Source organism: Rhizobium sp. USDA 3886 (assembly GCF_056279785.1).
Genome location: NZ_JBWCDC010000001.1, coordinates 3718981 through 3744638 on the forward strand (window position 1 = coordinate 3718981; position 25658 = coordinate 3744638).

Here is a 25658-nt window from a genome sequence, read left to right on the forward strand (position 1 = left end):
GAGGCCGATGGTTCGGCTACTCGACGGCCTCGCCGATCACCTGCGGCGGTAATTCGACCAGCGGCGCCGGTATCTCGCACCTCTTTTCCGGTGATTTGCACAGATCGGCGATCACGCAGCGTTCGCATTCCGGTCGGCGTGCCTTGCATGTGTAGCGGCCGTGCAGGATCAGCCAGTGGTGAGCGTGATAGAGGTAGTGCCTGGGGATCACCTTCATCAGGCGGTCCTCCACCTCTTCCGGTGTCTTTCCCGGTGCCAGCTTGATGCGATTGGCGATGCGGAAGATGTGCGTGTCAACCGCCATGGTCGCTTGAGCGAAAGCCATCGAGAGCACTACGTTCGCCGTCTTGCGTCCGACCCCCGGCAGGCGCACGAGTTCTTCCCGTGTCTGCGGAACCTCGCCGCTGAATTCGTTGACCAGCATCTGCGAGAGCGCCATGACGTTCTTCGCCTTGTTGCGATAAAGGCCGATCGTTTTGATGTAGTCGCGCAGGCGTTCCTCGCCGAGCGCCAGCATCTTCTCCGGCGTATCTGCTACCTTAAAAAGCGGCCGCGTCGCCTTGTTGACACCGGCATCCGTTGCTTGGGCGGAGAGCGCCACGGCAACGACGAGTGTGAACGGGTTAGTGTGTTCCAGCTCGCCTCTGGGTTCCGGTCGCTGGATCGAGAAGCGGCGGAAGATCTCTTCGCGCTCGGCTTGCGAATACGCGGTGCGTACGGCCGCCGGTTTGCGGCGGGTGATCACTTCTGGTCCCGGCGGGGCTTTGCGGGCGGATTTGAGTTTCGGTTCTGGCATAGACAATCTATACTCATCAGCCATGACGGAAAGCAACGCCGACAGCGCGAACGAACAGCCGGTTTTTGCAGCCGAACTTTTTCCTTACCGGTCGCTCGGCCCCAAGGGTTTCAGAGTGCTGCTGCTGATTTCCGGTGCCGTCTGTTTCATGTATGGGATGTTCTTCGTCGTTACCGGTGCCTGGCCGATCGGCTTCTTCTTCGGGCTGGATTTCGCGTTGCTCTACGGTGCCTTCTGGCTCAACTACCGCTCCGGCAAGGCTCGTGAGGAAGTGACCGTTTCGCGCACTGATGTTGCAATCCGCAAGTTCGCGCCTTCCGGACGCATGGTGGAGCATCACTTCAATCCCTTCTGGGCGCGTTTCCTCGTCCGCCGCCACCAGGAAATCGGCATTCTCTCCATGCATATTTTCGGCGAGGGCCGGCGGACGGACATCGGCTCCTTCCTCAATCCAAATGATCGCGAAAGCTTCGCCAAGGCCTTCAAGGGCGCGCTTGCGGCGGTCAAGCAGCGTATTTGAACGCTGCGCAAGAAACGGGTGGCTTGCGGTCCTCCCCTTGACTATCTCCTTGTTACAAGGAGAAGAACGATGAATATGATCGCAAATCTGAACAGAGACATTACGCCCGAGAGCCCGGACTACGAGACCGTCCGGCAGGTCATCGAGCTCATCACCGAGGATTATCGCGACCAGCCGTCGCTGGAGGCGATCGCCGCGCGGCTCAACCAGTCGCCGACGCAGCTCCAGAAGACGTTTACCCGCTGGGCCGGGCTTTCGCCCAAGGCCTTCCTGCAGGCGGTTACGCTCGATCATGCGAAGCGATTGCTGCGCAAGGAAGATATGCCGCTGCTCGAAACTTCCATCGAGGTGGGTCTTTCGGGTCCGAGCCGTCTTCACGATCTCTTCGTCACCCATGAAGCGATGTCGCCTGGCGAATGGAAGGCAAAGGGCGGCGGCCTGACGATCCGCTACGGCTTCCACCGGTCTCCCTTCGGCGTCGCGCTGGTCATGGCCACCGATCGCGGTCTTGCTGGCCTTGCCTTCAGCGATCTCGGCGACGAGGCCGCCTGCTTGGAAGATATGACTTGCCGCTGGCCGAATGCCCAATATGTCGAAGATCGGCAGGCCACCACGCCTTATGCCGAGCGCATCTTCGAGCCCGGAAAGTGGTCTGCAGACCAGCCGTTGCGGGTTGTGCTCATCGGCACGGATTTTCAGGTCCGCGTCTGGGAAAGCTTGCTCAAGATCCCATTCGGCAAGGCGGTAACCTACAGCGATATCGCCAACGACATCGGCAAGCCGACAGCGATGCGTGCAGTCGGCGCCGCGGTAGGACGTAATCCAATCTCATTCGTCGTGCCGTGCCATCGCGCGCTCGGGAAAAATGGCGACTTGACGGGCTACCATTGGGGTCTCACCCGCAAGCGGGCGATACTCGGCTGGGAAGCCGGTCAGGCTTAAGATTTAGTATTCCGGCGGCCGCGGTCCCTTCTCCCAGCGGGGAGATACACACTCGACCTCGCGCCGCTCGGCCGTTCGCGACTACCTCGCTCACTCCTCACCGCCGCGCTATCGATCCGACACTTCTCCCCGCTGGGGAGAAGACACGAGCGGTACCGTCTCGGCCAATTCCAAGAGCGCCTTTGCGGCGCTCTCGTCCGTGATCAGCGTATTGCAGCCGATGCGCCGGATGGTGGCGCGGATCGCCACCGCGCGGTGCGCCCCACCTGAGGAGAGCACGATGTGCCGTGCCTTCTTCAGGGTATCCAGATCGACCGACATCACACGGCTGTTGATCGAGTGATCGACAGTGTTGCCGTCCTTGTCCAGAAAATTGAACATCGTGTCGCAGACGCAGCCGGCGTCGATCAGCTGTTGTAGTTCGGCCTTCGAAATCCAGCCCTCCGACAGCGACGTCGAATGCGGGCCGATGTCACCGCAGCTAACGATCGCAAGATCGAGGTCTTCCGCTAACCGGTAGATCGTGTCCAGTCCGCATTTCTCGATCAGATTGCGCTTGGTCTCGACCGAATCGACGAGCAGCGGCGAGAGGAACATGTAGCATTCGGCGCCGAGCTGGCTTGCCAGCCGCCACGTATAGTCAATGGGGTTTGTTTGATGCACGGCGACGATGCCGCCAAGCAGCGAAACGACCTTGCAATTGGCGCGGCGGGGCGGACGAAAACTCGAAAGCGACGCCGTCATTGTGCGCCCCCAGCCAACTCCGATCGTATAGTCGTCCGGGATGGTCTCGGACAGGAACTGGCCGAGCGCGAGGCCGACGCTCTTTGCCAGACTACCGACGTCGGAATTGACGGGAGCGGGGACAACGATCGCCTCGTCGAGCCCGTAGGCGCGCTCCAGCTTCACGGAGAGCTCGACGCAGTCGCCAATCGAATCGTTGATCCAGATCTGCACCTCGCTGCGCTTCATCGCTTCGTCGAGCAGGCGGATGACCGTCGTGCGGCTGATGCCGAGCTGCTCGGCGACGTCTTTTTGCGTCAGGCCCTGATTGTAATAGAGCCACGCGGCGCGCAGCCTCAGCGACGAGGCTTCTGAGTAAGCGGTGTGCGTGCCACGTTTCAGCTTACCCACATCTTCTCCTGTGTGAATTTCACCCTACTTGCACCCCGGAGGCGACAGAGCCGGCATTTTCTTAAAGATGATAATGACGCGTGTGACACTTATGTCAATTGAAATGAACAAATGTCCTTGACTTTCCCTTTAGGGAACGGCGATAGTCACGTCAACGCAGCCGAGGGACAAAATGTGCGGACGCACGGGGAGGTCTCGGCCGGACCGGCGCCGGCCGCAGCTCAAGTTAGCAGTTCGAGTTCACAAGGGATTTTGACCATGACATCCAAGCTTGACCAACTCCGAGACATGACCACGGTCGTCGCCGATACCGGCGACATCGAGGCCGTCGCCCGCCTGAAACCGGTGGATTGCACGACCAATCCAACCATCGTTTTGAAGGCGCTCGGGACGCCGATGTTTGCCGATACCATCAAGGAAGCCGTGTCCTGGGGCAAGAAACAGGGCGGAAACCGCGATGCGGTTGCCGCAGCCGTTGCCGACCGCCTTGCGATTTCAGTCGGCGCCGCCTTGTCGAAGCTCGTGCCGGGCCGCGTATCCACGGAAGTCGATGCCGACCTTTCCTTCGACACGGAAGCATCGATCGCCAAGGCGCGCGGCATCATTGCCTCCTACAAGGAGCGCGGCATTGAGCGTGACCGCATTCTCATCAAGCTTGCTTCCACGTGGGAAGGCATCCGCGCTGCGGAAGTGCTGCAGAAAGAAGGAATCGACTGCAACCTGACGCTTCTCTTCTCCAAGGCCCAGGCCGTTGCCTGCGCCGATGCGAAAGCCTTTCTGATTTCGCCCTTCGTCGGCCGTATCCTCGACTGGTACAAGAAGTCGACCGGGAGGGATTATACTGCGGAAGAGGATCCGGGCGTTCAGTCCGTCCGCGACATCTACAACTACTACAAGGCGCATGACATCAAGACGATCGTCATGGGTGCCTCGTTCCGCAATGCCGGCGAAATCGAAGCGCTGGCGGGCTGCGATCGCCTGACGATCAGCCCGGCGCTGCTCGACGAACTCGCCAGCGATCAGGGCACGCTTGTCCGCAAACTCTCGCCCGACGCCAAGGAGGCCGAGCCGAAGATCGAAATCGACGAGAAGACCTTCCGCTGGATGATGAACGAAGATGCGATGGCAACCGAAAAGCTCGCCGAAGGCATCCGCGCCTTCGCCAAGGACCTGACGGCGCTGCGTACGATGGTCCAGAAGGAATTGCAGCTCGCTGCCGCCTAACGTCTTCATAGAAAGCAACTGAAGGCGCGGTTGCCAAAGGCGGCCGCGCCTTTTTCGTGCTGATATCAAGGGCATGGAGCCTGAGGAAAGTCATGGCGGACAACGATCAGCGCAGCCCGATGATGATCTATGCGGTCCGGCATCGGACCATCATCATTGCTTTCATCGCAGGCCTGGCGGTTTTCCTGCTTCTCACTTCCCGGGACGTGAACGCCAAGAATGTGCTAGTCGGCTGGAACGTTACGGCCATCGTCTTCACCTGCATCAGTTGGCGAAGGATGCTGCGGGCGACGGTCGCGGATATCAGGAAGCGAGCAGAAGATCTGGATTTTTCCGACACCTTCGTGCTTTTCCTGTCGATCACGGCGGCGCTGGCGAGCATTGCCGGCATCGGGCTCGAGCTGCACTCCGTGAAAGAAGCGCCGCCTGATGTGGCTTTGGCCAGGGCCTGTGCGGCGGTCGTCACGATCCTGGTTTCGTGGATTTTCCTCCATACGCTCTTCACCATCCATTACGCCCATCGATTTTACGGCGGACCGGACAAAGGTGAAGGATTGATTTTCCCAGACAGGATCGGAGAGCCTGTTTATTGGGACTTCCTTTATTTCTCATTCACGATCGGCGTCGCGGCGCAGACGGCGGATGTTGCCGTTTCCTCTATGACAATGCGCAAGATCACGCTGCTTCATGCGGTGCTGTCGTTTCTCTTCAATACGACGATCCTGGCACTCGCGATCAATGTCGGAGCGAGCCTGCTCTAAGCCATGACCGTTAGAGAACCGCCTGGCCGGCCATTAGCGCCAGGATCAGGAAGATCAGGAAGATGACGAGGGCGATGCCGAAAAGGACACGCGCGATCGTTGCGGTGGCGGCGGAGATGCCGGAAAAACCGAAGAACCCGGCAACCAGCGAAATGACGAGAAATATGAGAGCCCATTTGAGCATGGAGGTTTCCTCTGCGTTGGATACAGAATAGGACGCGGGAAAGACCAAATTGTTCCGCCGCAGGTGTCTGCGACGGTCTTGATCACAACTGACACGGGTCAAAATTACTCAACCATGGTTGATCATCACGTGCCGGACGGCGGTGTAATCCTCCAGCGCATAGACCGACATATCCTTGCCGTAGCCGGATTGCTTGAGACCGCCATGCGGCATCTCGTTGACCAGCATGAAATGCGTGTTGATCCAGGTGCAGCCATATTGCAGGCGCGCAGCCGTCTTCATGCCGCGGCTGATATCATTGGTCCAGACGGAGGATGCGAGGCCATAGTCGCTGTCGTTCGCCCAGGCGACGGCATCCTCGATGTCGCTGAAGCGCGTCACGGAGACGACAGGACCGAAGACTTCGCGACGGACGATCTCGTCCTCCTGCGTGGCGCCGGCAATGACGGTTGGCGTGAAGAAGAACCCCCTGTCGCCTGAGGTCTTACCGCCAGTAGTGATTTCCATGTGCTTGTGCTCGGCGGCGCGGGTGACGAAGCTTTCGACGCGGTCACGCTGGCGCTTGGAGATCAGCGGGCCGATCTCGTTTTCGGTGTCTTCGGCCTGGTTGAACTTAATCGAGGAAACCGCCGAGGAGAGGTCGGCGACGAACCTGTCGTAGACCTTGGCATCAGCATAGATACGGCAGGCGGCGGTGCAGTCCTGGCCGGCGTTGTAGTAACCGAAGGTGCGGATGCCGGAAACGACCGCATCGATATCAGCGTCGTCGAAGACGATGACGGGGGCCTTGCCGCCGAGTTCCAGATGCGTGCGCTTGACGGTCTTTGCGGCGGCCTGCAGCACCTTCTTGCCGGTCGCGACATCGCCGGTGATCGAGACCATGCCGATCTTCGGGTGGTTGATCAGCGCATTACCAACACTTTCGCCGCGGCCGAGGATGACGTTAACAACGCCCTCAGGCAGGATATCGGCGAGCAGTTTCGCCATCTTCAGAGCCGTCAGCGGCGTTTGTTCGGAAGGCTTGAAGACGACGGTGTTGCCGCCGGCGATCGCGGGTGCCAGCTTCCAGGCCATCATCATCAGAGGATAATTCCAGGGGGCGATCGAGCCAACGATGCCGATCGCGTCGCGGCGGATCATCGAGGTATGGCCGGGCAGATATGCGCCGGCGACGGGGCCGTGCAGGTTGCGGACAGCTCCGGCAAAGAAACGGTAGCAATCGACGATTGCCGGGATTTCGTCGTTGAGCACGGCGTTGATCGGCTTGCCGCAGTTCAGTGCTTCAAGCGTGGCAAAGCCTTGTGCGTCTTCCTCTATGGCACCGGCGATCTTCAGCAGATAGCTGGAGCGTTCGGCGGGTGTCGTCTGCGACCAGCTCTTGAAAGCCTTCCCGGCGGCGTCCACGGCGGCATCGATCTGGCCGAGCGAGGCTTCCGGCAGATTCAGCACCGTCTCGCCCGTCTTCGGGTTCAGGATGTGCTCTTCCGTTTCCGTGCCCGCTTCGAAGCGGGATCCAATCAGCATCTGGGTGTCCATGATGTTCTCCCTTTTCATTTGCCGGCGCCGGCGATCTGGTCGCCGTCGCGGGTGAGGTAGTAGGCTGCCAGGATCGGCAGGAAAGTGACGAGCACGACGGCCATCGCGACCACGTTGGTAACCGGGCGCTGGCGGGGGCGGATGAGTTCTTCGAGCATCCAAATAGGCAGCGTCGATTGCTGGCCGCCGGTGAAGGTGGTGACGATGACTTCATCGAAGGACAACGCAAAGGCGAGCATGCCGCCGGCAAGCAGCGCCGTGCCGATATTCGGCAGGATGACGTGCCGGAAAGTCTGGAAGCTGTCGGCGCCGAGATCCATCGAGGCTTCGATCAGCGAGCCGGAGGTGCGCCGGAAGCGGGCGACCGCATTGTTATAGACGACCACAACGCAGAAAGTGGCGTGGCCGAGTACGATTGTCCAGACGGAGAACGGGATGTCGAACAGGCTGAAGGCCGAGCGCAGCGCAATGCCGGTGATGATGCCGGGAAGCGCGATCGGCAGGATGACGAGCAGCGAGATTGCCTCACGGCCAAAGAACTTCGTCTGGCTGACGGCGGCGGCGCAGAGCGTGCCGAGCACCAGCGCGATGGCTGTGGCGATGCAGGCGACTTGCACAGAAAGGCCGAGGGCCGCCCAGACATCAGGCCGGTTCCAGGTCACGTCGAACCACTGCGTCGTCAGGCCGGGCGGTGGCCACTGGTAGCTCTTTTCCTCGGTGGTGAAGGCATAGATGAAGATCAGCAGGATCGGCAGATGCAGGAAAAGCAGGCCGCCGGCAGCTGCGATCTTCAGGAGGAGAGGCGAGCGTTGTCCGCGATCAGAGCGCATCGAAAGCTCCCTGCTTCTTCGCCATCCAGAGATAGATGGCCATGATGACGATCGGCACGACGGAGAAGGCGGCGGCGAGCGGCACGTTTCCGGCTGTGCCCTGCTGCGCATAGACCGCCTGGCCGATGAAGAGACGCGAGGAACCGATGATCTGCGGGATGATGTAATCGCCGAGGGTCAGCGAGAAGGTAAAGATGGAGCCGGCGACGATGCCGGGCAGCGCCAGCGGGAATAACACCGTGCGGAAGGTCTGGCTCGGCGTGGCGCCGAGATCGGCGGAGGCCTCGATCAGGTTTGCAGGCACGCGCTCGAGGGCGGCCTGCGTCGGCAGGATCATGTAGGGTAGCCAGATATGGACGAAAACGACGAAGGTGCCGAGATAGCTCACCGAAAGCGAATTGCCGCCGACGACCGGCAGCGTGAGAATGCTGTCGAGCAGCCAGGAGAGGTGCAGCTTGGCGAAAATCCAGGTGAGGATCCCTTCCTTGGCGAGAATCAGCTTCCAGGCGTAAACCTTGACGAGATAGCTCGACCAGAGCGGCAGCATAACAGCCAGATAGAAGAAGGCCTTCCATTTTCCCTGTGCGTAGCGCGCTGCGTAGTAGGCGATCGGGAAGGCGATGACGGCAGAGGCGATCGTCACCATGGCCGCCATCACGACGGTACGGACGATGATATCGAAATTGGTGGGGTTCAGAAGCTCAGCATAGGTCGCGAGCGTGAACTCGTAATTGACCAAGCCGGAGAAATCGTCGATCGAGAAGAAACTCTGCAGCAGCAGTGCGAACAGCGAGCCGATATAGATGATGCCGAGCCAAAGCAGTGGCGGCGTCAGCATCAGCAAAAGCAGTAGCTTCGGATGGCGCCAAAACGCGTCCGAGAGTCCACCGAAGAAACCGCCGCGCCCAGGCAGGATTGAGGTCGTAGCGCCGGGCTTTGTCAGGGCGAGCGCTGTCATGCTGCGTCATCCATGTAGTGCACGTCGGCCGGCTGCCAGGCGAGGCGCACGCTGGCACCGATATCCGGCACATTGACGCCGGCAGGCAGCGTGACGTGCAGGCGCGTGCCCCTCATGCCGACCGTCAGGCGAGTCGCGGCGCCAAGGAAACTGGTGTTTTCGACCGCTGCCTCAACGCCGTCGCCGGAGATGTGAATCGCTTCAGGACGCAGGCTCGCCCAGCGCCTTTCGCCGCCGAGGAGGGTCATCACATCCGGCGAGATGACGTTCGAGGAACCGACGAAATCGGCGACGAAGCGTGTCTTCGGGCGGCGATAGATATCCTGCGGCGTGCCTTCCTGCACGGTGCCACCGTTATTGAAGACGGCGACGCGGTCTGCCATGGATAGCGCCTCGCCTTGATCGTGGGTGACGAAAACGAAGGTGATGCCGAGTGCGCGCTGTAGGCTCTTCAACTCTTCCTGCATTTGCTCCCGCAGCTTCAGATCAAGCGCGCCGAGCGGCTCGTCGAGCAGCAGAACTTTTGGCTTGTTGACCAGCGCGCGGGCGAGCGCCACGCGCTGCCGCTGTCCGCCGGACAACTGGCCCGGACGACGTATGCCATAGCCTGGAAGCTTCACCAGCTCGAGCGCTTGCTCAGCCGCCTTGGTGCGTTCCACCTTACCGATACCCCTGACCATCAGCCCGTAGGCGACATTGTCTAGGATGTTGAGATGCGGGAAGAGCGCGTAGTCCTGGAAGACGGTGTTGACGTTGCGGCGGTAGGGCGGGACGCCTTCAGCCTTTTCGCCGAAAATCTGGATATGTCCCTCGGTCGGCTGTTCGAAGCCGGCGATCAGACGCAGGCAGGTGGTCTTGCCGGAGCCCGAAGGGCCGAGCATCACGAAGAACTCGCCCGGCGCGATTTCGAGATCGACGCCGTCGACGGCGCGAACCTGGCCGAAATGGCGCGAAACCTTCTGGAAACGGACGGCGTAGGTCATTGGGGCTCCATGGTGTCTACGAGGTCGGGCGCATCAGCCAACCCCTCACAACCCTCCTCACAAGGAGGAGGGAGGTAAATTGCCGTGTTCGCTATCTGCCGACACATGGCAGCACGTTGCCGTTCAAGCCCCTCCCCCGTGGGGAGGGGTTGGAGAGGGCTTTCCTTACCGCCCGCCGATCACGCCGATATAGTCCGACACCCAGCGATGATACGGCACGCATTCGCTCTGCGTCGTGCACTTGGCGACGGGCGTCTTCCAGAATTTGATCTTGTCGAAATGGTCGAAGCCGTTGGTGGTGCAGCCGGCATCGGTCAGCAACTCGTTGCCCTTGCAGGCGGCCGGAACGGAGGGCACCGTGCCAAACCAGGCGGACACATCACCCTGCACCTTCGGCGACAGGGAGTGCTCCATCCACATGTAGGCGCAATTCGGATGCTCGCTGTCGACGTGCAGCATGGTGGTGTCGGCCCAGCCCGTCACACCTTCATCCGGAAAGGTCGAGGCGATCTTCTGCTTCTCAGCTTGCAGCAGGTTGACCTGGAACGGCCAGGAACCGGAGGCGACAACGCCCTCGTTCTTGAAATCGTCGATCTGGATCATAGCATCATGCCAGTAGCGGCCGATCAGTTTGCGCTGGCCGCGCAGCAGGTCGAGAGCTGCCTTGTACTGGTCCTCGTTCAACTCATAGGGATCCTTGATGCCGAGTTCCGGTTTGTGCGCCATCAGGTAAAGGGCGGCATCGGCGACGTAGATCGGTCCGTCATAGGCCTGGACGCGGCCCTTGTTGGACTTGCCGTCGGGCAGTGTTTCTTCCTCAAAGACCACCTTCCAGCTGGTCGGCGCCTTATCCTTGAACGCGTCGGTATTATACATCAGCACGTTCGGGCCCCAAACATACGGGGTTCCGTAGTGAACGTCGCCGACCGTGTGCCACGGCGCGTTCTGCAGACGCTCGTCGATTGTCTTCCAACTCGGAATAAGATCGGTATTGATCGGCTGCACGCGCTTGCCAGCAACGAGACGCAGCGAAGCATCGCCCGAAGCGGTGACGAGATCGAAGCCACCTTCGTTCATCAGCGCCACCATTTCATCCGAGGTTGCCGCGGTCTTCACGGAAACCTTGCAGCCGGTCTCCTTTTCAAAATCGGTAACCCAGTCGTAATTCTTGTCGGTCTCGCCGCGCTCAATGTAACCGGCCCAGGCGACGATGCTGACCGCACCCTCACCCTTGCCCAAGGCCTTCAATGGTTCGGCAGCGGCAACCTGCGTCACGAGGCTCAAGCTCGCTAGGGCAGTGGTGCACGACTTCAGAAGATACTTCATCGCCTGTCTCCCGGTTGGTGCCGCTTGCCGCGGCGTTTTGTTCCCGGCAGAAAAGGTGCGCTGAAAAATCCGGTTTCGCAAATTCATTTGTCAGAAGGACGATATCGGAAATTCCGATATCGTCATCGCAGACGGCCGGATCTCATCGCTTCGGCGATGCCGACGAAATCGCGGGCCGCCTGAGGCAGACTCGAGCCTTTACGCCAAACCATGCCGACCTGCACGACCGGCAGCGAACCGGAGACGTCGCGGCTTTCGATGCGGTCGCCTTCGAGCGACCAGGGGCGGTAGACGAGATCGGGAAGCAGGGCGACGCCGGCGCCTGTTGCAACGAGACTGCGCACGGCTTCGACCGAGCGGGTGCGGAAGGCGACATGCGGTCGGGCACCGAGGGCTGACAGCAGCTTGCCGGTATTCTCTTCGATCTCATCGACCGTCAGCATGATCAGCGGCTCGCGGGCGATGTCAGCGACCGAGATGATGTCGGCCGAAACGAGCGGGTGGCCTATCGGCAGCCAGAGACGATAGGGTGAAGTCTCGAGAATTTCCGCCTGCAGCGCCATGCGGTCGCGGAGGTTGGAAATGACCATGACCGCAACATCGAGTTCGCCGCCAACCAGCAGATGCTCGAGATAGCCACCATTGTCTTCGATTGCGCTCACCTCCACACCCGGGCAGGCACGGCGGTAGCGCGCCAGGAGGTCGGAGAGTACATAGCCTGCGACCAGCGAGGTGACGCCGATGTTCAGTGTGCCGGAAAGAGCGCTTTGCAGGCTGGAAAAACTGGCGCGGGCATCGGAGACACTGGCTAGAATTTTTGTCGCATGCCGGAGAAACTGATGGCCGTTATGCGTGATCGTCAGCCCGCGCGGGTGACGTTCGAAAAGCTCGACGCCGAGGTCGGTTTCCAGCTCCTTCAGCGCTTCCGTCACGGAGGATTGTGAGATCGACAGATTCTGCGCAGCGCGCGTCACCGAACCCTGTTCGGCAACGGCGACGAAATACTGGATCTGACGAAGCGTGAAGGCCATGCATGTTTAGAACACGGCCGAACGGATCATGACAAGCGTAGTGTGTGGGTGGACCTTTTTTGGTCTTTCGGCCGAATTGGTATGTTTCTTGGAAGACCACTTAAGCATTCCGAAACGTCGTTTGACTAGCTTCACTGGCATGTGTTGCGTTGGAGTTTTTTCGATGGCGGAGCAGTTGGCGTGAAGGCCTTACTGCGTATCTTCCGGCCCTCCCGGAAATTGGTGGTCGTGATCGGCGGAATGGCCCTGTTTGCGGGCGCTTCCGGCGGCGCTGCGCTTTATATCGGCAGGGACAATATTATCGGCCGGTCCCTGGAAGAGCTGAATGGCGTCTCCTGCACCGATGTCAACCTCGTGACCATCAAGAAGCAGGATCGCGTCTGGATCCGCAAATACATCAAGACCGAACCGACCGACGGCATGACGCGGGTGAAGACTGCCTTGCGCGTCGCGCAAGCCGTCTATGAGCAGGAAAAGCCCGATCTGGTGCAGGTCGTGGTCCTCGATGAGAACGGGCCGACGTTGCGTTCGGATATTCGAGGCCGCGCGATCGGCGCAGATGTGGTCTATATCCCGCATCCCGACCAGTTGGTCGAAGGGCTGAACGGCAAACCCTATTCTGCCCGCTATTACGATGGTCAGGCGAGCGAGAATGGGCTGTTCTTCGGCGAGCGCATCGACTTGCCAGCCGAAGAGATCCAGGCGCTTAGCGCCTCCTTCAAGCAACGCTCCGATTGTATCGATCCGACCGCCGTCGCCGCGACCGAAAGCGAGAGCAAGATGAAGGACGGCGAAGAGGACGCATCACCGGAAGGCGAAACCGCTTCTCCGCCAGAAAGCGGCAAGGCTGCTCCAGCTTCCAGCCATTAGATCACTCACATGCAAAAGGCGGGCGACCACCGGCCGCCTGCCTTTTTGATTCTGCTTATCTTCGCTAGCCTTGCGCTCAGTCCACCTTGCTGCGGCGAGCCGGGAAGAGGATGATGTCGCGGATCGAAGGTGAATTCGTAAGCAGCATGATCAGGCGATCGACGCCGATGCCGAGACCGCCTGCCGGCGGCATGCCTTGGTCGATCGCATCGAGGAATTCGTCGTCCAGCTGCTTTTCTTTCTCGCCGCGCGCGTGTGCCTGCTCCAACTGCTCGACCATGCGCTTGCGCTGCTCTTCCGGGTCGTTGAGCTCCGAGAAGGCGTTGCCGAGTTCCCAAGCGTTGCAATAGGTCTCGAAACGCTCGACGAGGCGCGGCTCGCCCGGCACTTCTTTGGCGAAGGGCGAGATGTCCTTCGGGAAATGCGTGACGTGCGCGGGCTGAATCAGTGTGCTTTCGACCTTCTCCTCGAAGATGAAGGCGAGGCATTCGCCCCAGGTCGCGTCCTTTTCAATTTCGAAACCAGCCGCCCTTGTGGCGGCGCGGGCTTCCTCATCGGTCTTGATTGCCAGGAAGTCGATGCCGGTTGCCTCCTTAACGGCACCGGGCATCGGCACGCGGCGGAACGGACCCTTGAAGGAGATCTGCTTGTCGACGAAGGTGAATTCCGTGCTGCCATGGATGGAAATCGCGAGTTCGGCGAACAGGCGTTCCACGAGGTCCATCATGTCCTCGTAGTCGGCGTAGGCCCAGTAGCACTCCATCATGGTGAATTCGGGATTGTGCCTTGTCGAGACGCCTTCGTTGCGGAAGTTGCGGTTGATCTCGAATACCTTGTCGGTGAGACCCGAGACGAGCGTGCGCTTCAGAAAGAGTTCCGGCGCAATGCGCAGGTACATGTCGAGCTTCAGCGTGTTGTGATGCGTCTTGAATGGCTCGGCTGTTGCACCGCCATAGACCGACTGCAACATCGGCGTCTCGACTTCCATGAAGCCGTCGTTCTCCATGAAGCGGCGGATCCCGGAGACGATCTTCGAACGTTGCTGGAAGCGGAGCTTGGATTCCTCGTTGGTCATGATGTCGAGGTGGCGCTTGCGGTAGCGCAGCTCGATGTCAGAGAGGCCATGCCACTTCTCGGGCATCGGCAGCAGCGACTTGGTCAGCATGGTGATCTGCTGAGCGTTGATCGTCAGTTCGCCGCGCTTGGTGCGGCGGACGACGCCAGTCACACCGATGATGTCGCCAATGTCGATCATCGGCAGCAGCGCGCGAGCTTCTTCGCCCGTCACATCCTTGTGGCTGAAAATCTGGATTTTGCCGGAGGCGTCATGGATATCCATGAACATACCGGAGTTGCGCGAGGAATAGACGCGGCCGGCAACGGTGACGACATCCTGCGTCTCGGTGTCTGGCTCCAGGTCCTCGTATTTCGCAGTAAGTTCAGCATTGGTGATCGTCCGGTGGAAATGCGCAGGATAGACATCGCCGACCTGTTCGCGCAGCAGCTTCAGCTTCTGGGCGCGGACTTCCGTCGCGTCGGAGGAAAGGGTCGCTGTTTCGGTCTTTTCAGTCATGTTGCAAACGTCCGGTTCAGTTCTTCGGGCCGACAAGGGAGGCGACTGCCTGCGACGCCAGTTTCAGCCGTTGCCGCACGACCGCGCGGCCGAGGATCGCCATGGAATCGAAGAGGGGCAGCGAACGCGACGAGCCGGAGATGGCAACGAAAAGCGGTGCGACGACCACCTTGAGCTTCTTGCCCATGCGGTCGGCAACGGCACGCAGCTCGGCTTCGATCGACTCGACGTTCCATTCGAGGATCGTTTCGAGGTCTGGCTGCACCGTGTTGAGGATCTCCAGGACCTCTTCCGGCGGCGACTTGATCTTAGCAAAAGCGGACGGATCAAGGTTCAGGTCCGATTTGAACAGGAAACCCGTGAGGTCCGGCAATTCGCCGAGCTTGGAGATGCGCGACTGTGAGAGCGCAAGCCCTGCCTTCAGGCGATCGTTTTCCATCGCCCAGTGCAGAACGCGGTGCTGGAATTCCTCTTCCGAAAGCTTCTCGCGGATCCAGCGGCCGTTCAGCCAATCGAGTTTCTGGATATCGAAGATTGCGCCGGCCTTTGAGAGGTTCTCCGGATCGAACTTTTCGGTGAGTTCGTCCATCGTCATCAGCTCTTCGCCTTCGGCGATCTGGACGAAGAACAGGCCGAGGAAGTTCATCAGCGCCTCGGGGATATAGCCGAGTGCGGTGTAGTAAGAGATCGAGGTCGGGTTTTTGCGCTTCGACAGCTTCGACTTGTCGGCATTGCGCATCAGCGACAGATGCATGAACACCGGCGGCTCAAGGCCGAGATACCGGTAGATCAGGATGTGTTTCGGAACCGATGCCAGCCACTCCTCGCCGCGGGCGACGTGGGTGATCTTCATCAGGTGGTCGTCGACGACGTTTGCCATGTGATAGGTCGGCATGCCATCTGCCTTGAGCAGAACTTGCATGTCCACCGCATCCCACGGGATTTCCACGTCGCCATAGACGCCGTCGGTAAATTTGCAGGAACCCTCGGTAGGGATCTTCATACGCACGACGGAGGGTTCGCCGGCTGTCATGCGCGAGCTGACTTCCTCGGCCGAAAGGTTCAGGCAGTGCCCGTCATACTTCGGCGGCAGGTTGGCGGCGCGCTGCGCCTCGCGCATCTTTTCCAGACGCGCCGGCGTGCAGAAACAGCGGAAGCCGTGGCCAGCAGCAACGATCTTCTCGACATATTCGCCGTAGATAGGCTTGCGGTCGCTCTGGCGGTACGGGCCATAAGGGCCGCCGACATCCGGGCCTTCCGACCACTTCAGCCCACACCATTTCAGCGCGTCCAGCACCTTCTTTTCGAATTCGGGGGTCGAGCGCGTCGCATCGGTATCCTCGATGCGCAGAATGAACTCGCCGCCGTGCTTCTTGGCGAAAAGGTAATTGAAGAGAGCGATGTAAGCGGTGCCGACATGCGGCTCGCCGGTCGGCGAGGGAGCGATGCGGACGCGGACGCCGGAAGCTGTCATTTTATGTGCCCGTCAAATGAATGCCGGACGGCTTTCCTTGGCGAAAGCGACGTTCGGCGGAAGAATGCAGATTACTGGATCAGGAAACCGGCCGGATAAGGGCATTCTGCCCAGTTCATCCGCCGATTGTCCGTTTGGCTGGCCTTAAGGCCATATTCGACCGCGCACGTCAAGGAAAATGGGCAGTACCCTGCCTCAGTGGACCGGCCAGACGTGGAGAAGCATCGGCACGCTGACGAGAATGATGATGAAGGAGAGCGGCAGGCCAAGGCGCGGATAGTCGCTGAACCGGTAACCACCGGGGCCGAAGACCAGCGTATTACACTGATGACCAATCGGCGTGAGGAAATCGCAGCCTGCGCCGATCGCAACCGCCATCAGGAAGGCTTCCGGCCTGTACCCTAGCGTCTGCGCGAAGCTTGCGGCGATCGGTGCCATGACAAGCACAGTCGCCGCATTGTTGAGGAAGGGTGTTATCGCCATCGCCGTTATGAGGATTAGCGCAAGCGCTCCGGAAGGCGGCATCTGGGTCGCGAAGTGACCAAGCCACCCGGCGATCAGCTCGCTGCCGCCTGTCGTCCTCAGGGAGTCCGAGACGGGAATGAGTGCCGCCAGCATGATGAGAATTGGCCCATCAAGCGATTTGTATATCTCGGCCAAAGGGATCACGCGGAAGATGACCATGGAAAGGGCCGCGCAGAAGAAGGCAACGGAAACCGGGGCGAGCCCTGCGGCAGTCACACCCATGGCCGCGACAAGGATGAGGATCGGCATAAAGGCGCGGCGCTGCGTGCCCAGCATGATATCGCGCTGCGCCAACGGCAGGCACGAGAATTCCTGCAGAAAGCCCGGCAGGTTCTTTCGGCTTCCCTGAAGCACCACAACGTCGCCCGCGCGCAATGTGACCTCGCTCAGCCGCTCGGTCAGACGATGACCATGGCGGCTCACGGCCAGCAGGTTGATGCGCCGCCGGTTGAAGAGCGAAAGCTGGCGCGCCGACCAGCCAATGAGCGACGATTCCGCCGAAATGACGGCTTCAATTGACGTGACGTCGCCTTCCGCCCTCATCTGCGGCATCTGCTTTCCCGAGAGCCTCAACTTGGCGTTGGAAACGACACGATCGAGGGCATCTGGTCTTCCCTCAAGCAGGATCGTGTCGCCGGCCCTAAGCGTGATATCCGGAAAGGGCGACATCCGGGCATGGCCTCGAAGGATCGCTGTCGCCACGACTTCTCCATCACCCAACTGCAGGATCTCGTTGAGCGCCTTCCCATCGAAGCTGGAACCCTCGACCACGCTCGCCTCGGAAAAGTAGGTCTTCAGATCGAGCGCTTCTTCCAGCGTTGGATTCTCGTTCTGCCGTTCCGGCACCAGCCAATAAAAGAAGATCAAGAACGCGACGCCGACGAGCGTTAGCGTTGCGCCGACGGGCGTGAAATCGAACATGGTGAAGGGGGTGCCGGCGATCTCGTTACGCAGCCGCGATACGACGATGTTCGGTGAGGTGCCGATCTGCGTCATCAGCCCGCCGAGCAAGGCCGCGAAGCTCATCGGCATCAGGTAGAGCGAGGGCGACTTGCCAGTCTTCCTCGAGAACTGGAACGCGACGGGAATCATGATCGCCAGCGCACCGATATTCTTGATGAAGGCGGAAAGCACTGCGACGACGATCAGAAGAAGCGCCAGCTGCAGATGCAGTTTGTCGAGGTTCGGGAAGAAGCGTTTGATGGCGTTGTCGACGACGCCGGAACGCGCTACGCCCGCACTTACCATCAGCGCGCTACCGACGATGATGACGATCTCGTCGCTGAAGCCAGAAAAGGCCTTGTCGAAGGGAACAATGCCCACGGCGATGGCCAATACCAGCGCGCAACAGGCAACGAGATCATAGCGGAACCGGTCCCAGATGAAGATTGCCATCATCAGGCCAATAACGCCGAAGGCGAGAATCTGCGCAGTAGTCATGCTGCTCCAGGACTCGGACCGATCGGCGGAAGAAGATCCGCCCACGGACAGTAAATGTGACGCTTGCGTGGCTTATCAATGCGGCGGCGCGATCAATGTTCCTGCCACGCTTCCTAGCTCTTTATTTCGGCAAGTGCCCGCTGAAGTGGTGCATCGGAAATCTGGATCAATCCCGCAAAGGGGATGTCCATATCCAGGACGAGATACAGCGAGGCGGAAATAAGCAGCGCGGACATGACGAACATTGCGGCAACAATGATATTCTTGGGTGCCCGGTAGCCGAAGCTCGCAAAGATCAGGATAAGCCAGGCAGCGAGCATGCAGATGATAGGTAGGGGGATGACCCCTTCCGACTGCTCGACGATGACCCATCGCTGCTCGACGATCTTCTGATATTGCTGGCGTGCGTTATCCCACAGAGCGACATGACCGGCATCGATAGGACTGATCACCGACAAACTATCGCCTACGCCGTTTAGGGCTAGTTCCGACGCCCGATCGCTTCTGACGAGCGAGCCGTCGATACGCGCCGTATTGGTCAATGCTTTTTCGACATAGGCAACAAGACTTTGTCGGGCGTCATGAGCTTCGAGGCCATAGGTGCGCAACGTTCGATCGAGAAGAATGATCTCGGTAGCGAAGGAATGAACGTTGTTGTCAAGTGCTTCGAATGTGTTCTTCGCCGAGTTGATCATCAGCCCGAATACGAGGGAGGTCATCACAACGAAAATATTGGCGACCAGCCGGACGACAGTGTTGGTTTCATCCTGGCGGTGATGTGCAGGCAACTTCGAATAGCCCAGCATCGTTCCGAGCGAAGCGATCACGAGGCAGGCGAAAACCAAGGCCGCTACAAGCACTTCCCGCACGGTTCTTCCCCCCATAGAATGTGCTGTCCTTCGCATGCAAACTAGCTGCTTTGAGATGATTTGCCCACTATGCGGACCATCAACCCGCTGGACAAACGAAGGTGCGGGTATCGTTTTCGCTTCGGGATTCGAGCTGGAGAATGGCTATGACTGATCTTTTGAACGTATCGGCAAAGTTGGCCGATGGCCGTGAAACGACGCTGAGCGAATATCGCCGCAAGGTGATGCTGGTCGTCAACGTTGCCTCGAAATGCGGCTTGACCAAACAATATGACGGCCTCGAAAAGCGCTGTGAAGACAAGCGCGAGCCGGCTTCGTCATCGCGGCCTTCCCGGCCAAGGGCGAAGATACGCACCCGCTCTATCAGCGTCTGACCACCGCTGGCCGCAGTGGGAAGGTCGTCGCCCGCTTCGCGCCGGATATCACGGAAGAGGATCAGCGGCTGGCGTCGGCGATCGATAGGAAACTCGCCAGGGCTGCGTGAACAAAAGCAAAGGGCGCGGCGTTGCCGCGCCCCGCTTCAATTTCGTCAATGCCCGCCGGCCTTCTTCCGCATTCGGGCGTTTCTCGCGAACATATTCAAGATTTCGACCAGCGCCGAGAAGGCCATGGCGGCATAGACATAGCCCTTCGGCACATGGAAACCCATGCCATCGGCGATCAGCGTCGTGCCAATCATCAAAAGGAAGGCGAGCGCCAGCATGACGATCGTTGGGTTCTTCTCGATGAAATTCGCAAGCGGCGCTGCTGCAAACAGCATTACTGTCACCGCTGAGATGACCGCGATGATCATGATCGGCAGGTGCGGCGTCATGCCGACAGCGGTGATGATGCTGTCCACCGAGAAAACAAGATCGAGTAGCAGGATCTGGCCGATCGCCGCCGCAAATCCCGTCGTCGCCGAACTCGCGATGAAATCCTCGTTGTGATCCTCCGGATCGACACTGTGGTGGATTTCCTTGGTGGCCTTCCATACGAGGAACAACCCGCCTGCAATCAGAATCATGTCCTTCCACGAGAAGCCGTGACCGAAAGCCTCGAAAACAGGCGTGGTGAGCTGGACGATCCAAGCCACGGTGCCAAGCAATGCAAGACGCATGACGAGCGCGAGGCTGATGCCCACCTTGCGGGCCTTGTCACGATGCTCGACCGGCAACTTGTTGGTGAGAATGGAAATGAAGATCAGGTTGTCGATACCGAGAACGACTTCCATGACAACCAGGGTCACCAGAGCCACCCAGGCTGCCGGATCCTGAACAAGCATCATGATATCTTGCATATCGATATTTTTCCTCGCGCCATCGAATCTGACGCCCCGCAATTTAAGGTGAAGGCGCCAAGAAACAAGCGCGCAGGGGGATATACGAAAGCGGGAAGGCTTTTATTCCCTCACCCGTATCCAGACTTCCGTAACGCCCATGCCGGTATGGGGATCAAAATGCTCGTCGTAACGCCCGAACATGTCCGGCATCTCGGCGTGCTGCAGACCCGAGGAGGGGAGCCAAATCCCAAGATATGATGCATCGTTGCCGGAATAGCGGAAACGTGACCGCGATGGGTGACGACAGCGTAGCGCTGACCTGGCACCTGCGTAGTAAAACCCTCCCGCAGGTCGCCCGTGTCTGTGACTTCGGCACCTGCCACATAGCGGAACTTCTCGGCTTCTCCTTCGATATGCGTGCAGATGCCATAGGCGGCGATACCGCCCTGGCCGGGAATATTGCCGCCGAAATAGGTATTTAACTTCTGCCAAAGCGAGGGAATCGCGGTATTGCCGCCCGGGAGGCAGGGCTTGATCGCTATTGCTGGATTTTAGTGCGACGCCGGGCGGAATCGAAGACGTTTAGGCCGACCGGTTCTGGTGAGTGCCGTAAGCCGCAAGGAAAACGCGGATCGCGCCGCGGATGATACGGCTCATCTCTTCTTCGGAGGGAGGACCTGCCATGTCGCCCAAGAGGCGTAGCTTGAAGAAGCCTCCGCCGCAAAGTTCCAGGAACTGGCGCGCCGCGAGTTCGACATCCTCGATCAAAAAATGCCCGGCGGCGACCTGCGTCTTCAGATAGTCGGTGAGGACGGTCCGGATGTTCTCGGGGCCGGTGAAGAAGCGTTGACAGAGGTGCGGCATGCGGTCGCGCACCCCGATGACGGTGCGTATAGCATTGATGACCTTTTCTTCGGTCGTGTGCCGGACGAAGGTCATGCCGAAATCATAAAGAGCGGTATCCGGGTCAGGATTTGCATTGAGAGCCGCACGCACGCTGGCGACAAAGGCGGCGCGCTCGGTCTCCATCATCGCGGTAAAAAGTTCTTCCTTGTTCGCGAAGTAGACGTAGAGCGTTCCTTTTGAAACACCTGCCTCGCGCGTCACGTCGTTCATGCTCGCGGCATCGAAACCGAGTTTCATGAAGACACGCTTGGCTCCTTCGAGGATCTGTTTGCGCTTTGCCGGATCCTCTCCCGCCGCCCATCGGCCGCTCGCAGCCGGGGCTTCTACGACGGAATCTTTGAAAACCTCTGTCATCGTCTCCTTAACCACGTTCGCACTCGCGAAGATTCTTTAGCAAAAATCGAACCGCGCGGTTCGATGTGACTTGATATGGCTTTAAAAAGGCTCTATGTCAACTGAACCGAACCGTTCAGTTCGATCATTATCACTCGTTTACCCGGTATCTGTTCATGTCGTCCAGTCAGAAAACCAATGTTGCACGCATTGTTAGCGATTCCGCCGAGGCCGAAGCGGCCAAGCCGGAAGCCGTAGCCTCCGCGGACGCCCCCACCGCGGAGGCTCGCGGCGCTCCGCAGGTGCAGAGCGTTGAGACGATGCCTGATGGCAAGGTCGAGGAAAAGAAGAAGCGCCGCAGCCTGGCGCTGCCGGTCATTGCGCTTGCCCTCCTCGCGGGCGGCGCATGGTACGGCTACGAATGGTGGACGAACGGCCGCTTCATGGTCTCGACCGATGACGCCTATATCGAAGGCGATATCGCAACGATCTCGCCGAAGGTCACCGGCTATGTCGCCAAGGTGAACGTCTTCGCCAACCAGCAGGTGAAGGCCGGTGACGTGCTCGCCACGCTCGACAATGGCGATTATCAGAATGCCCTCGAACAGGCCGAAGCCCAGATCGCGACTGAAAAGCTGTCGCTGAGCCGTATCGACGCGCAGATCGAGGGCGCCAAGGCGTCGCTTGCGCAGGCGCAGGCTTCCAAGGTCGCTCTCGAGGCAGCGGTTCGCGGCGCCGAGATCACTCAAAAGCGGCAGTCGGAGCTTCAGGCGAAAGCGGTCGGCACGACAGCCGATCTCGACAACGCCAACATCGCTCTCGACCAGGCCAAGGCCAATCTCATCGGCGGAGATGCCAGCATCAAGTCATCGGAAGCCAACATCGCCATTCTCGAAGCGCAGCGCAAGGAAGCCGAAGGTTCGGTCCGCACGCTCGAACTTCAGCGGGACAAGGCTGCCCGTGACCTCTCCTTCACTGTCCTCAAGGCGCCTTATGATGGCGTCGTCGGCAACCGTTCGGTTCAGGAAGGCGACCTCGTTTCGCCGGGGCAGCGTCTGATGGCGCTCGTTCCAGTGCGTCAGCTCTATATCGACGCCAATTTCAAGGAAACGCAGATCCAGCACCTGGTTCCAGGCTCGAGAGTCAACGTGCATGTCGATGCCTACGACGATCATCCGATCGTCGGCACCGTGGAGTCGATTTCGCCGGCTTCCGGCTCGGTCTTCTCGCTGCTGCCGCCGGAGAATGCGACGGGCAATTTCACCAAGATTATCCAGCGCGTCCCGGTCCGCATTGCCCTGTCTCAGGATGCGCTTAACAGCGGCCGTCTGCGCGCCGGTCTGAGCGTCGTCGTCGATGTCGATACCCGCACGGCGCCGGCTGCAGAGCAGGCAGCAAAGTGATCAGCCAGCCGGAGTAGGGCCAATGGCTACCACCACCGCTACAGCAGGAGCCATTCCGGGCGCCGGTGCCGAAGAGCGAATGGACCCGCGCAAGCTCATCGCGTTCTTTGCGATGGTGCTTGGCATGTTCATGTCGATCCTCGACATCCAGATCGTCTCTGCATCGCTCGCGGAAATTCAGGCCGGCCTTTCCGCCGGCTCGGATGAGATCGGCTGGGTGCAGACGTCCTACCTGATTGCGGAAGTCATCATGATTCCGCTGTCGGGCACTCTCGCGCGCATCATCTCGACACGCTACCTTTTCGCGATCTCAGCTGCCGGTTTCACGCTGTCGAGCGTGCTCTGCGCAACGGCAACGAACATCGACCAGATGATAGTCTACCGCGCCATCCAGGGCTTTATCGGCGGCGGCATGATCCCATCGGTCTTTGCGGCCGCCTTCACCATCTTCCCGCCGTCGAAGCGCAGCATCGTCTCGCCGATCATCGGCCTGATCGCCACGCTTGCGCCGACGATCGGCCCGACCGTCGGCGGTTATCTCAGTCATGCCTTCTCGTGGCACTGGCTATTTCTCGTCAACGTCATTCCCGGCATTGTCGTGGCGACCGTCACCTGGAATTTCATCGATTTCGACAAACCGGAACTGTCGCTCTTCAGGAAATTCGACTGGTGGGGACTCCTCTCCATGGGCACCTTCCTCGGCGCACTGGAATACGTGCTGGAGGAAGGCAGTTCGAACGACTGGTTCAACGATGACTATATCGTCGCCGGTGCTGTGGCTTCCGCGGCAGGCGCGATCATCTTCTTCTATCGCGCCTTCACCGTGGACTTTCCCGTCGTCGACCTCAGGGCCTTTACCAACAGGAATTTCTCCTTCGGTTCCGTGTTCTCATTCGTCATGGGGATCGGGCTATACGGCCTCACCTATATCTACCCGGTCTATCTGGGGCGCATCCGCGGCTACGATTCGCTGATGATCGGCGAGACCATGTTCGTCTCTGGGCTTGCGATGTTCCTCACCGCACCGATCGCTGGCCGGTTGTCGACAAAGATGGACCTGCGCCTGATGATGGCAATCGGTTTTACCAGCTTCGCGGCTGGTACCTTCATCATGACACATCTGACGGATGACTGGGATTTCTACGAGCTCTTCATCCCGCAGATCCTGCGCGGCTTCGGGTTGATGATGTGTATGGTGCCAATCAACAACATCGCGCTCGGCACGATGCCGCCTTCACGTATCCGTGGTGCGTCCGGACTGTTCAACCTGACTCGTAACCTCGGCGGGGCTGTCGGCCTTGCGGTGATCAATACGGTGCTGACCAATCGGCAGGACGTGCACTATGAGCGCCTGCGCGAAAACATTGACTGGGGAAATCCGGCCGCGGTCGACCAGATCAACAACCTGACTGCCAACTTCAATTCCTATGGCATGGACGGGGCGTCGGTTGCCATCAAGCAGATGGTCGGGCTTGCCACCAAACAGGCGATCATCCTCTCCTTCAGTGACGTATTCCTGATCCTGACCGTACTTTTCATGGCCATGATCCTCGGTGTCGCGATGATCAAGAAGCCGGCACCTCAGGGCGGTGGCGGCGGAGGCCACTGAGCGTTCAAAGAAATGAAATTACGGCCGGCTTGGAAAAACCAATGCCGGCCTTTTTATGTGCGTTTGGCAACTGCCAAAAAATTTGATTTACGTACATCAGATTTGGAGTTAATGGTTTCATCAGGAGGAGCGATGAGGCCTACAGTTCATGATATCGCCGCTGCGGCAGGGGTCAGTCTCGCGACCGTCGATCGCGTGCTGAACCAGCGCCCCGGTGTCCGCCGCATCACGCGCGAGAAGGTGGAAACGGCAATCCGCAAGATCGGTTATGTCCGCGATGTCGCTGCCGCCAATCTTGCCAAGGGCCGCACTTATCCGCTGGGTTTTATCCTGCCTGCCTCCGACAATTCCTTCATGCACGGCCTCAACGCCGAAATCCGCGAAGCGATGATCCGCTCGCCGGCCGAGAGGACGAGCATCCGGACGGTTGAAGTTGCCGCCTTCGATCCCGCTGCTCTGGTCGCGGCGCTCGAAAAACTTGCCGATGAACGTCCGGCCGGGATCGCGCTCGTCGCCATCGATGCACCGGAAGTGGTCGCCGCAGTCGACAAGCTGGTAGCCGTCGGCATTCCTGTCGTCACGCTGGTTTCGGACCTCACAGGATCCCGCCGACATCACTATGCGGGTATCGACAATATCGCCGCCGGAAGAACCGCAGCGCGTCTTCTCGGACGCTTTCTTGGCGATGCCGAGGGCGAGGTGGCAGTGCTTGCGGGTTCCATGCTGGTGCGCGACCATCGCGAGCGGCTGGAAGGCTTCGCCGCGTTGATGGCGCAGGAATTTCCAAAGCTTTCCGTCCTGCCGGTCCTCGAAGGCCGCGACGATCCGGAACTGGCGCATATGCTGGTCGCCGATGCCTTGTCCAAGCATGAGCGGGTGATTGGCGTCTACAGCTTGGGCGCCGGCAACCGTGGCCTTATCAGAGCGCTGAAGGCGAAAGCATCACGCCGCACTTTGACGGTCGTTGCCCATGAGTTGACCATCCATACACGCGCGGCCCTCATCGACGGCACGATCGATGCAATCCTCAATCAGAACGCCGGCCACGAGGTGCGCAGTGCAATCCGGGTTCTTAAAGCAAAGGCCGACGGGCTTGCCGTCATCGATGCGCAAGAGCGCATCCGCCTCGACATATTCCTGAAAGACAATCTGCCGTAACGGCAAGGAGAA

Annotated in this window: 23 protein-coding genes and 2 pseudogenes; 9 read left to right on the plus strand and 16 right to left on the minus strand. The window is 59.7% G+C overall.

Annotated elements, in window-relative coordinates; genetic code table 11:
• Positions 1-16: 16 nt before the first annotated feature.
• Positions 17-796, minus strand: a complete 780-nt coding sequence (gene nth / locus ACZ9BX_RS18670; RefSeq protein WP_476220071.1) for an endonuclease III — start codon at positions 794-796, stop codon at positions 17-19.
• A gap of 22 nt (positions 797-818) precedes the next feature.
• On the opposite strand from nth, the gene ACZ9BX_RS18675 reads away from it, so the two are divergent.
• Together ACZ9BX_RS18675 and ACZ9BX_RS18680 are read left to right on the plus strand one after the other, a co-directional pair.
• The gene (locus ACZ9BX_RS18675; RefSeq protein ID WP_476219501.1) at positions 819-1316 is read left to right on the plus strand and encodes a DUF2244 domain-containing protein; all 498 of its coding nucleotides are present in this window, start codon (positions 819-821) and stop codon (positions 1314-1316) included.
• Between the two features lie 69 nt (positions 1317-1385).
• Positions 1386-2258, plus strand: coding sequence for a methylated-DNA--[protein]-cysteine S-methyltransferase (locus ACZ9BX_RS18680; protein WP_027507914.1), 873 nt, complete (start codon positions 1386-1388; stop codon positions 2256-2258).
• 108 nt (positions 2259-2366) lie between these two features.
• On the opposite strand, the gene ACZ9BX_RS18685 is transcribed toward ACZ9BX_RS18680, so the two are convergent.
• Complete coding sequence (locus ACZ9BX_RS18685) at positions 2367-3392, minus strand: sugar-binding transcriptional regulator (RefSeq protein WP_132562846.1); 1026 nt, start codon at positions 3390-3392, stop codon at positions 2367-2369.
• 258 nt (positions 3393-3650) lie between these two features.
• On the opposite strand from ACZ9BX_RS18685, the gene tal reads away from it, so the two are divergent.
• Together tal and ACZ9BX_RS18695 are read left to right on the plus strand one after the other, a co-directional pair.
• Positions 3651-4616, plus strand: a complete 966-nt coding sequence (gene tal / locus ACZ9BX_RS18690) for a transaldolase (protein ID WP_476219502.1) — start codon at positions 3651-3653, stop codon at positions 4614-4616.
• Between the two features lie 92 nt (positions 4617-4708).
• Positions 4709-5377, plus strand: coding sequence for a DUF1345 domain-containing protein (locus ACZ9BX_RS18695; protein ID WP_132562842.1), 669 nt, complete (start codon positions 4709-4711; stop codon positions 5375-5377).
• A gap of 10 nt (positions 5378-5387) precedes the next feature.
• On the opposite strand, the gene ACZ9BX_RS18700 is transcribed toward ACZ9BX_RS18695, so the two are convergent.
• The 7 genes from ACZ9BX_RS18700 to ACZ9BX_RS18730 form a co-directional block, all read right to left on the minus strand.
• The gene (locus tag ACZ9BX_RS18700) at positions 5388-5561 is read right to left on the minus strand and encodes a DUF1328 domain-containing protein (protein WP_027507918.1); all 174 of its coding nucleotides are present in this window, start codon (positions 5559-5561) and stop codon (positions 5388-5390) included.
• Positions 5562-5669: 108 nt separating this feature from the next.
• Positions 5670-7097 (minus strand): gamma-aminobutyraldehyde dehydrogenase, encoded by a 1428-nt coding sequence (locus ACZ9BX_RS18705; protein ID WP_476219505.1) that lies wholly within the window; start codon positions 7095-7097, stop codon positions 5670-5672.
• 14 nt (positions 7098-7111) lie between these two features.
• Positions 7112-7927: an ABC transporter permease gene (locus ACZ9BX_RS18710; RefSeq protein ID WP_476219506.1), complete on the minus strand. Its 816-nt coding sequence runs from the start codon at positions 7925-7927 to the stop codon at positions 7112-7114.
• Positions 7917-8885: an ABC transporter permease gene (locus ACZ9BX_RS18715; RefSeq protein WP_476219508.1), complete on the minus strand. Its 969-nt coding sequence runs from the start codon at positions 8883-8885 to the stop codon at positions 7917-7919. Before ACZ9BX_RS18715 ends, ACZ9BX_RS18710 begins: the two co-directional genes overlap by 11 nt.
• The gene (locus ACZ9BX_RS18720; RefSeq protein WP_476219509.1) at positions 8882-9868 is read right to left on the minus strand and encodes an ABC transporter ATP-binding protein; all 987 of its coding nucleotides are present in this window, start codon (positions 9866-9868) and stop codon (positions 8882-8884) included. Before ACZ9BX_RS18720 ends, ACZ9BX_RS18715 begins: the two co-directional genes overlap by 4 nt.
• A 165-nt stretch (positions 9869-10033) precedes the next feature.
• Positions 10034-11194 carry an ABC transporter substrate-binding protein gene (locus ACZ9BX_RS18725; protein ID WP_476219511.1) on the minus strand — a complete coding sequence of 387 codons (1161 nt, stop codon included), beginning with the start codon at positions 11192-11194 and terminating at the stop codon, positions 10034-10036.
• Between the two features lie 122 nt (positions 11195-11316).
• Positions 11317-12225, minus strand: a complete 909-nt coding sequence (locus tag ACZ9BX_RS18730; protein ID WP_476219512.1) for a LysR family transcriptional regulator — start codon at positions 12223-12225, stop codon at positions 11317-11319.
• A gap of 180 nt (positions 12226-12405) precedes the next feature.
• Here ACZ9BX_RS18730 and ACZ9BX_RS18735 point away from each other — a divergent pair, with 180 nt between their 5' ends.
• A complete protein-coding gene (locus ACZ9BX_RS18735; RefSeq protein WP_476219514.1) occupies positions 12406-13095 on the plus strand; it encodes a hypothetical protein in 690 nt (229 codons plus the stop codon).
• A gap of 76 nt (positions 13096-13171) precedes the next feature.
• Here ACZ9BX_RS18735 and lysS read toward each other — a convergent pair whose 3' ends face one another.
• From lysS to ACZ9BX_RS18755, 4 genes are all read right to left on the minus strand, one after another.
• On the minus strand, positions 13172-14668 hold the full coding sequence (lysS, locus tag ACZ9BX_RS18740) for a lysine--tRNA ligase (protein WP_476219515.1): 1497 nt from the start codon (positions 14666-14668) through the stop codon (positions 13172-13174).
• Between the two features lie 16 nt (positions 14669-14684).
• Positions 14685-16142 carry a glutamate--tRNA ligase gene (gene gltX, locus ACZ9BX_RS18745; protein WP_476219516.1) on the minus strand — a complete coding sequence of 486 codons (1458 nt, stop codon included), beginning with the start codon at positions 16140-16142 and terminating at the stop codon, positions 14685-14687.
• A 195-nt stretch (positions 16143-16337) separates the two neighbouring features.
• Entirely contained in the window at positions 16338-18107 is a 1770-nt protein-coding gene (locus ACZ9BX_RS18750; protein ID WP_476219518.1) for an SLC13 family permease, read from the minus strand.
• Between the two features lie 113 nt (positions 18108-18220).
• Positions 18221-18991 (minus strand): bestrophin-like domain, encoded by a 771-nt coding sequence (locus ACZ9BX_RS18755; RefSeq protein ID WP_476219520.1) that lies wholly within the window; start codon positions 18989-18991, stop codon positions 18221-18223.
• A 131-nt stretch (positions 18992-19122) separates the two neighbouring features.
• Between ACZ9BX_RS18755 and ACZ9BX_RS18760 the strand changes: the two are divergent.
• Positions 19123-19460, plus strand: a pseudogene (locus tag ACZ9BX_RS18760) (hypothetical protein).
• A 45-nt stretch (positions 19461-19505) separates the two neighbouring features.
• On the opposite strand, the gene ACZ9BX_RS18765 reads toward ACZ9BX_RS18760, so the two are convergent.
• The 3 genes and pseudogenes from ACZ9BX_RS18765 to ACZ9BX_RS18775 all read right to left on the minus strand — a co-directional run bounded on the left by ACZ9BX_RS18765 (position 19506) and on the right by ACZ9BX_RS18775 (position 21497).
• Positions 19506-20255, minus strand: a complete 750-nt coding sequence (locus ACZ9BX_RS18765) for a TerC family protein (protein ID WP_027507930.1) — start codon at positions 20253-20255, stop codon at positions 19506-19508.
• Positions 20256-20357: 102 nt separating this feature from the next.
• A pseudogene (locus tag ACZ9BX_RS18770) lies at positions 20358-20755 on the minus strand (GyrI-like domain-containing protein); the annotation flags it as partial.
• A 64-nt stretch (positions 20756-20819) separates the two neighbouring features.
• On the minus strand, positions 20820-21497 hold the full coding sequence (locus tag ACZ9BX_RS18775) for a TetR/AcrR family transcriptional regulator C-terminal domain-containing protein (protein WP_476219522.1): 678 nt from the start codon (positions 21495-21497) through the stop codon (positions 20820-20822).
• 155 nt (positions 21498-21652) lie between these two features.
• Between ACZ9BX_RS18775 and ACZ9BX_RS18780 the strand changes: the two genes are divergently transcribed.
• The 3 genes from ACZ9BX_RS18780 (at position 21653) to ACZ9BX_RS18790 (ending at position 25646) form a co-directional block, all read left to right on the plus strand.
• Positions 21653-22879: an HlyD family secretion protein gene (locus ACZ9BX_RS18780; RefSeq protein WP_476219523.1), complete on the plus strand. Its 1227-nt coding sequence runs from the start codon at positions 21653-21655 to the stop codon at positions 22877-22879.
• Positions 22880-22901: 22 nt separating this feature from the next.
• Positions 22902-24488, plus strand: a complete 1587-nt coding sequence (locus tag ACZ9BX_RS18785) for a DHA2 family efflux MFS transporter permease subunit (RefSeq protein ID WP_476219525.1) — start codon at positions 22902-22904, stop codon at positions 24486-24488.
• 132 nt (positions 24489-24620) lie between these two features.
• A complete protein-coding gene (locus tag ACZ9BX_RS18790; RefSeq protein ID WP_476219526.1) occupies positions 24621-25646 on the plus strand; it encodes a LacI family DNA-binding transcriptional regulator in 1026 nt (341 codons plus the stop codon).
• Positions 25647-25658 lie beyond the last annotated feature (12 nt).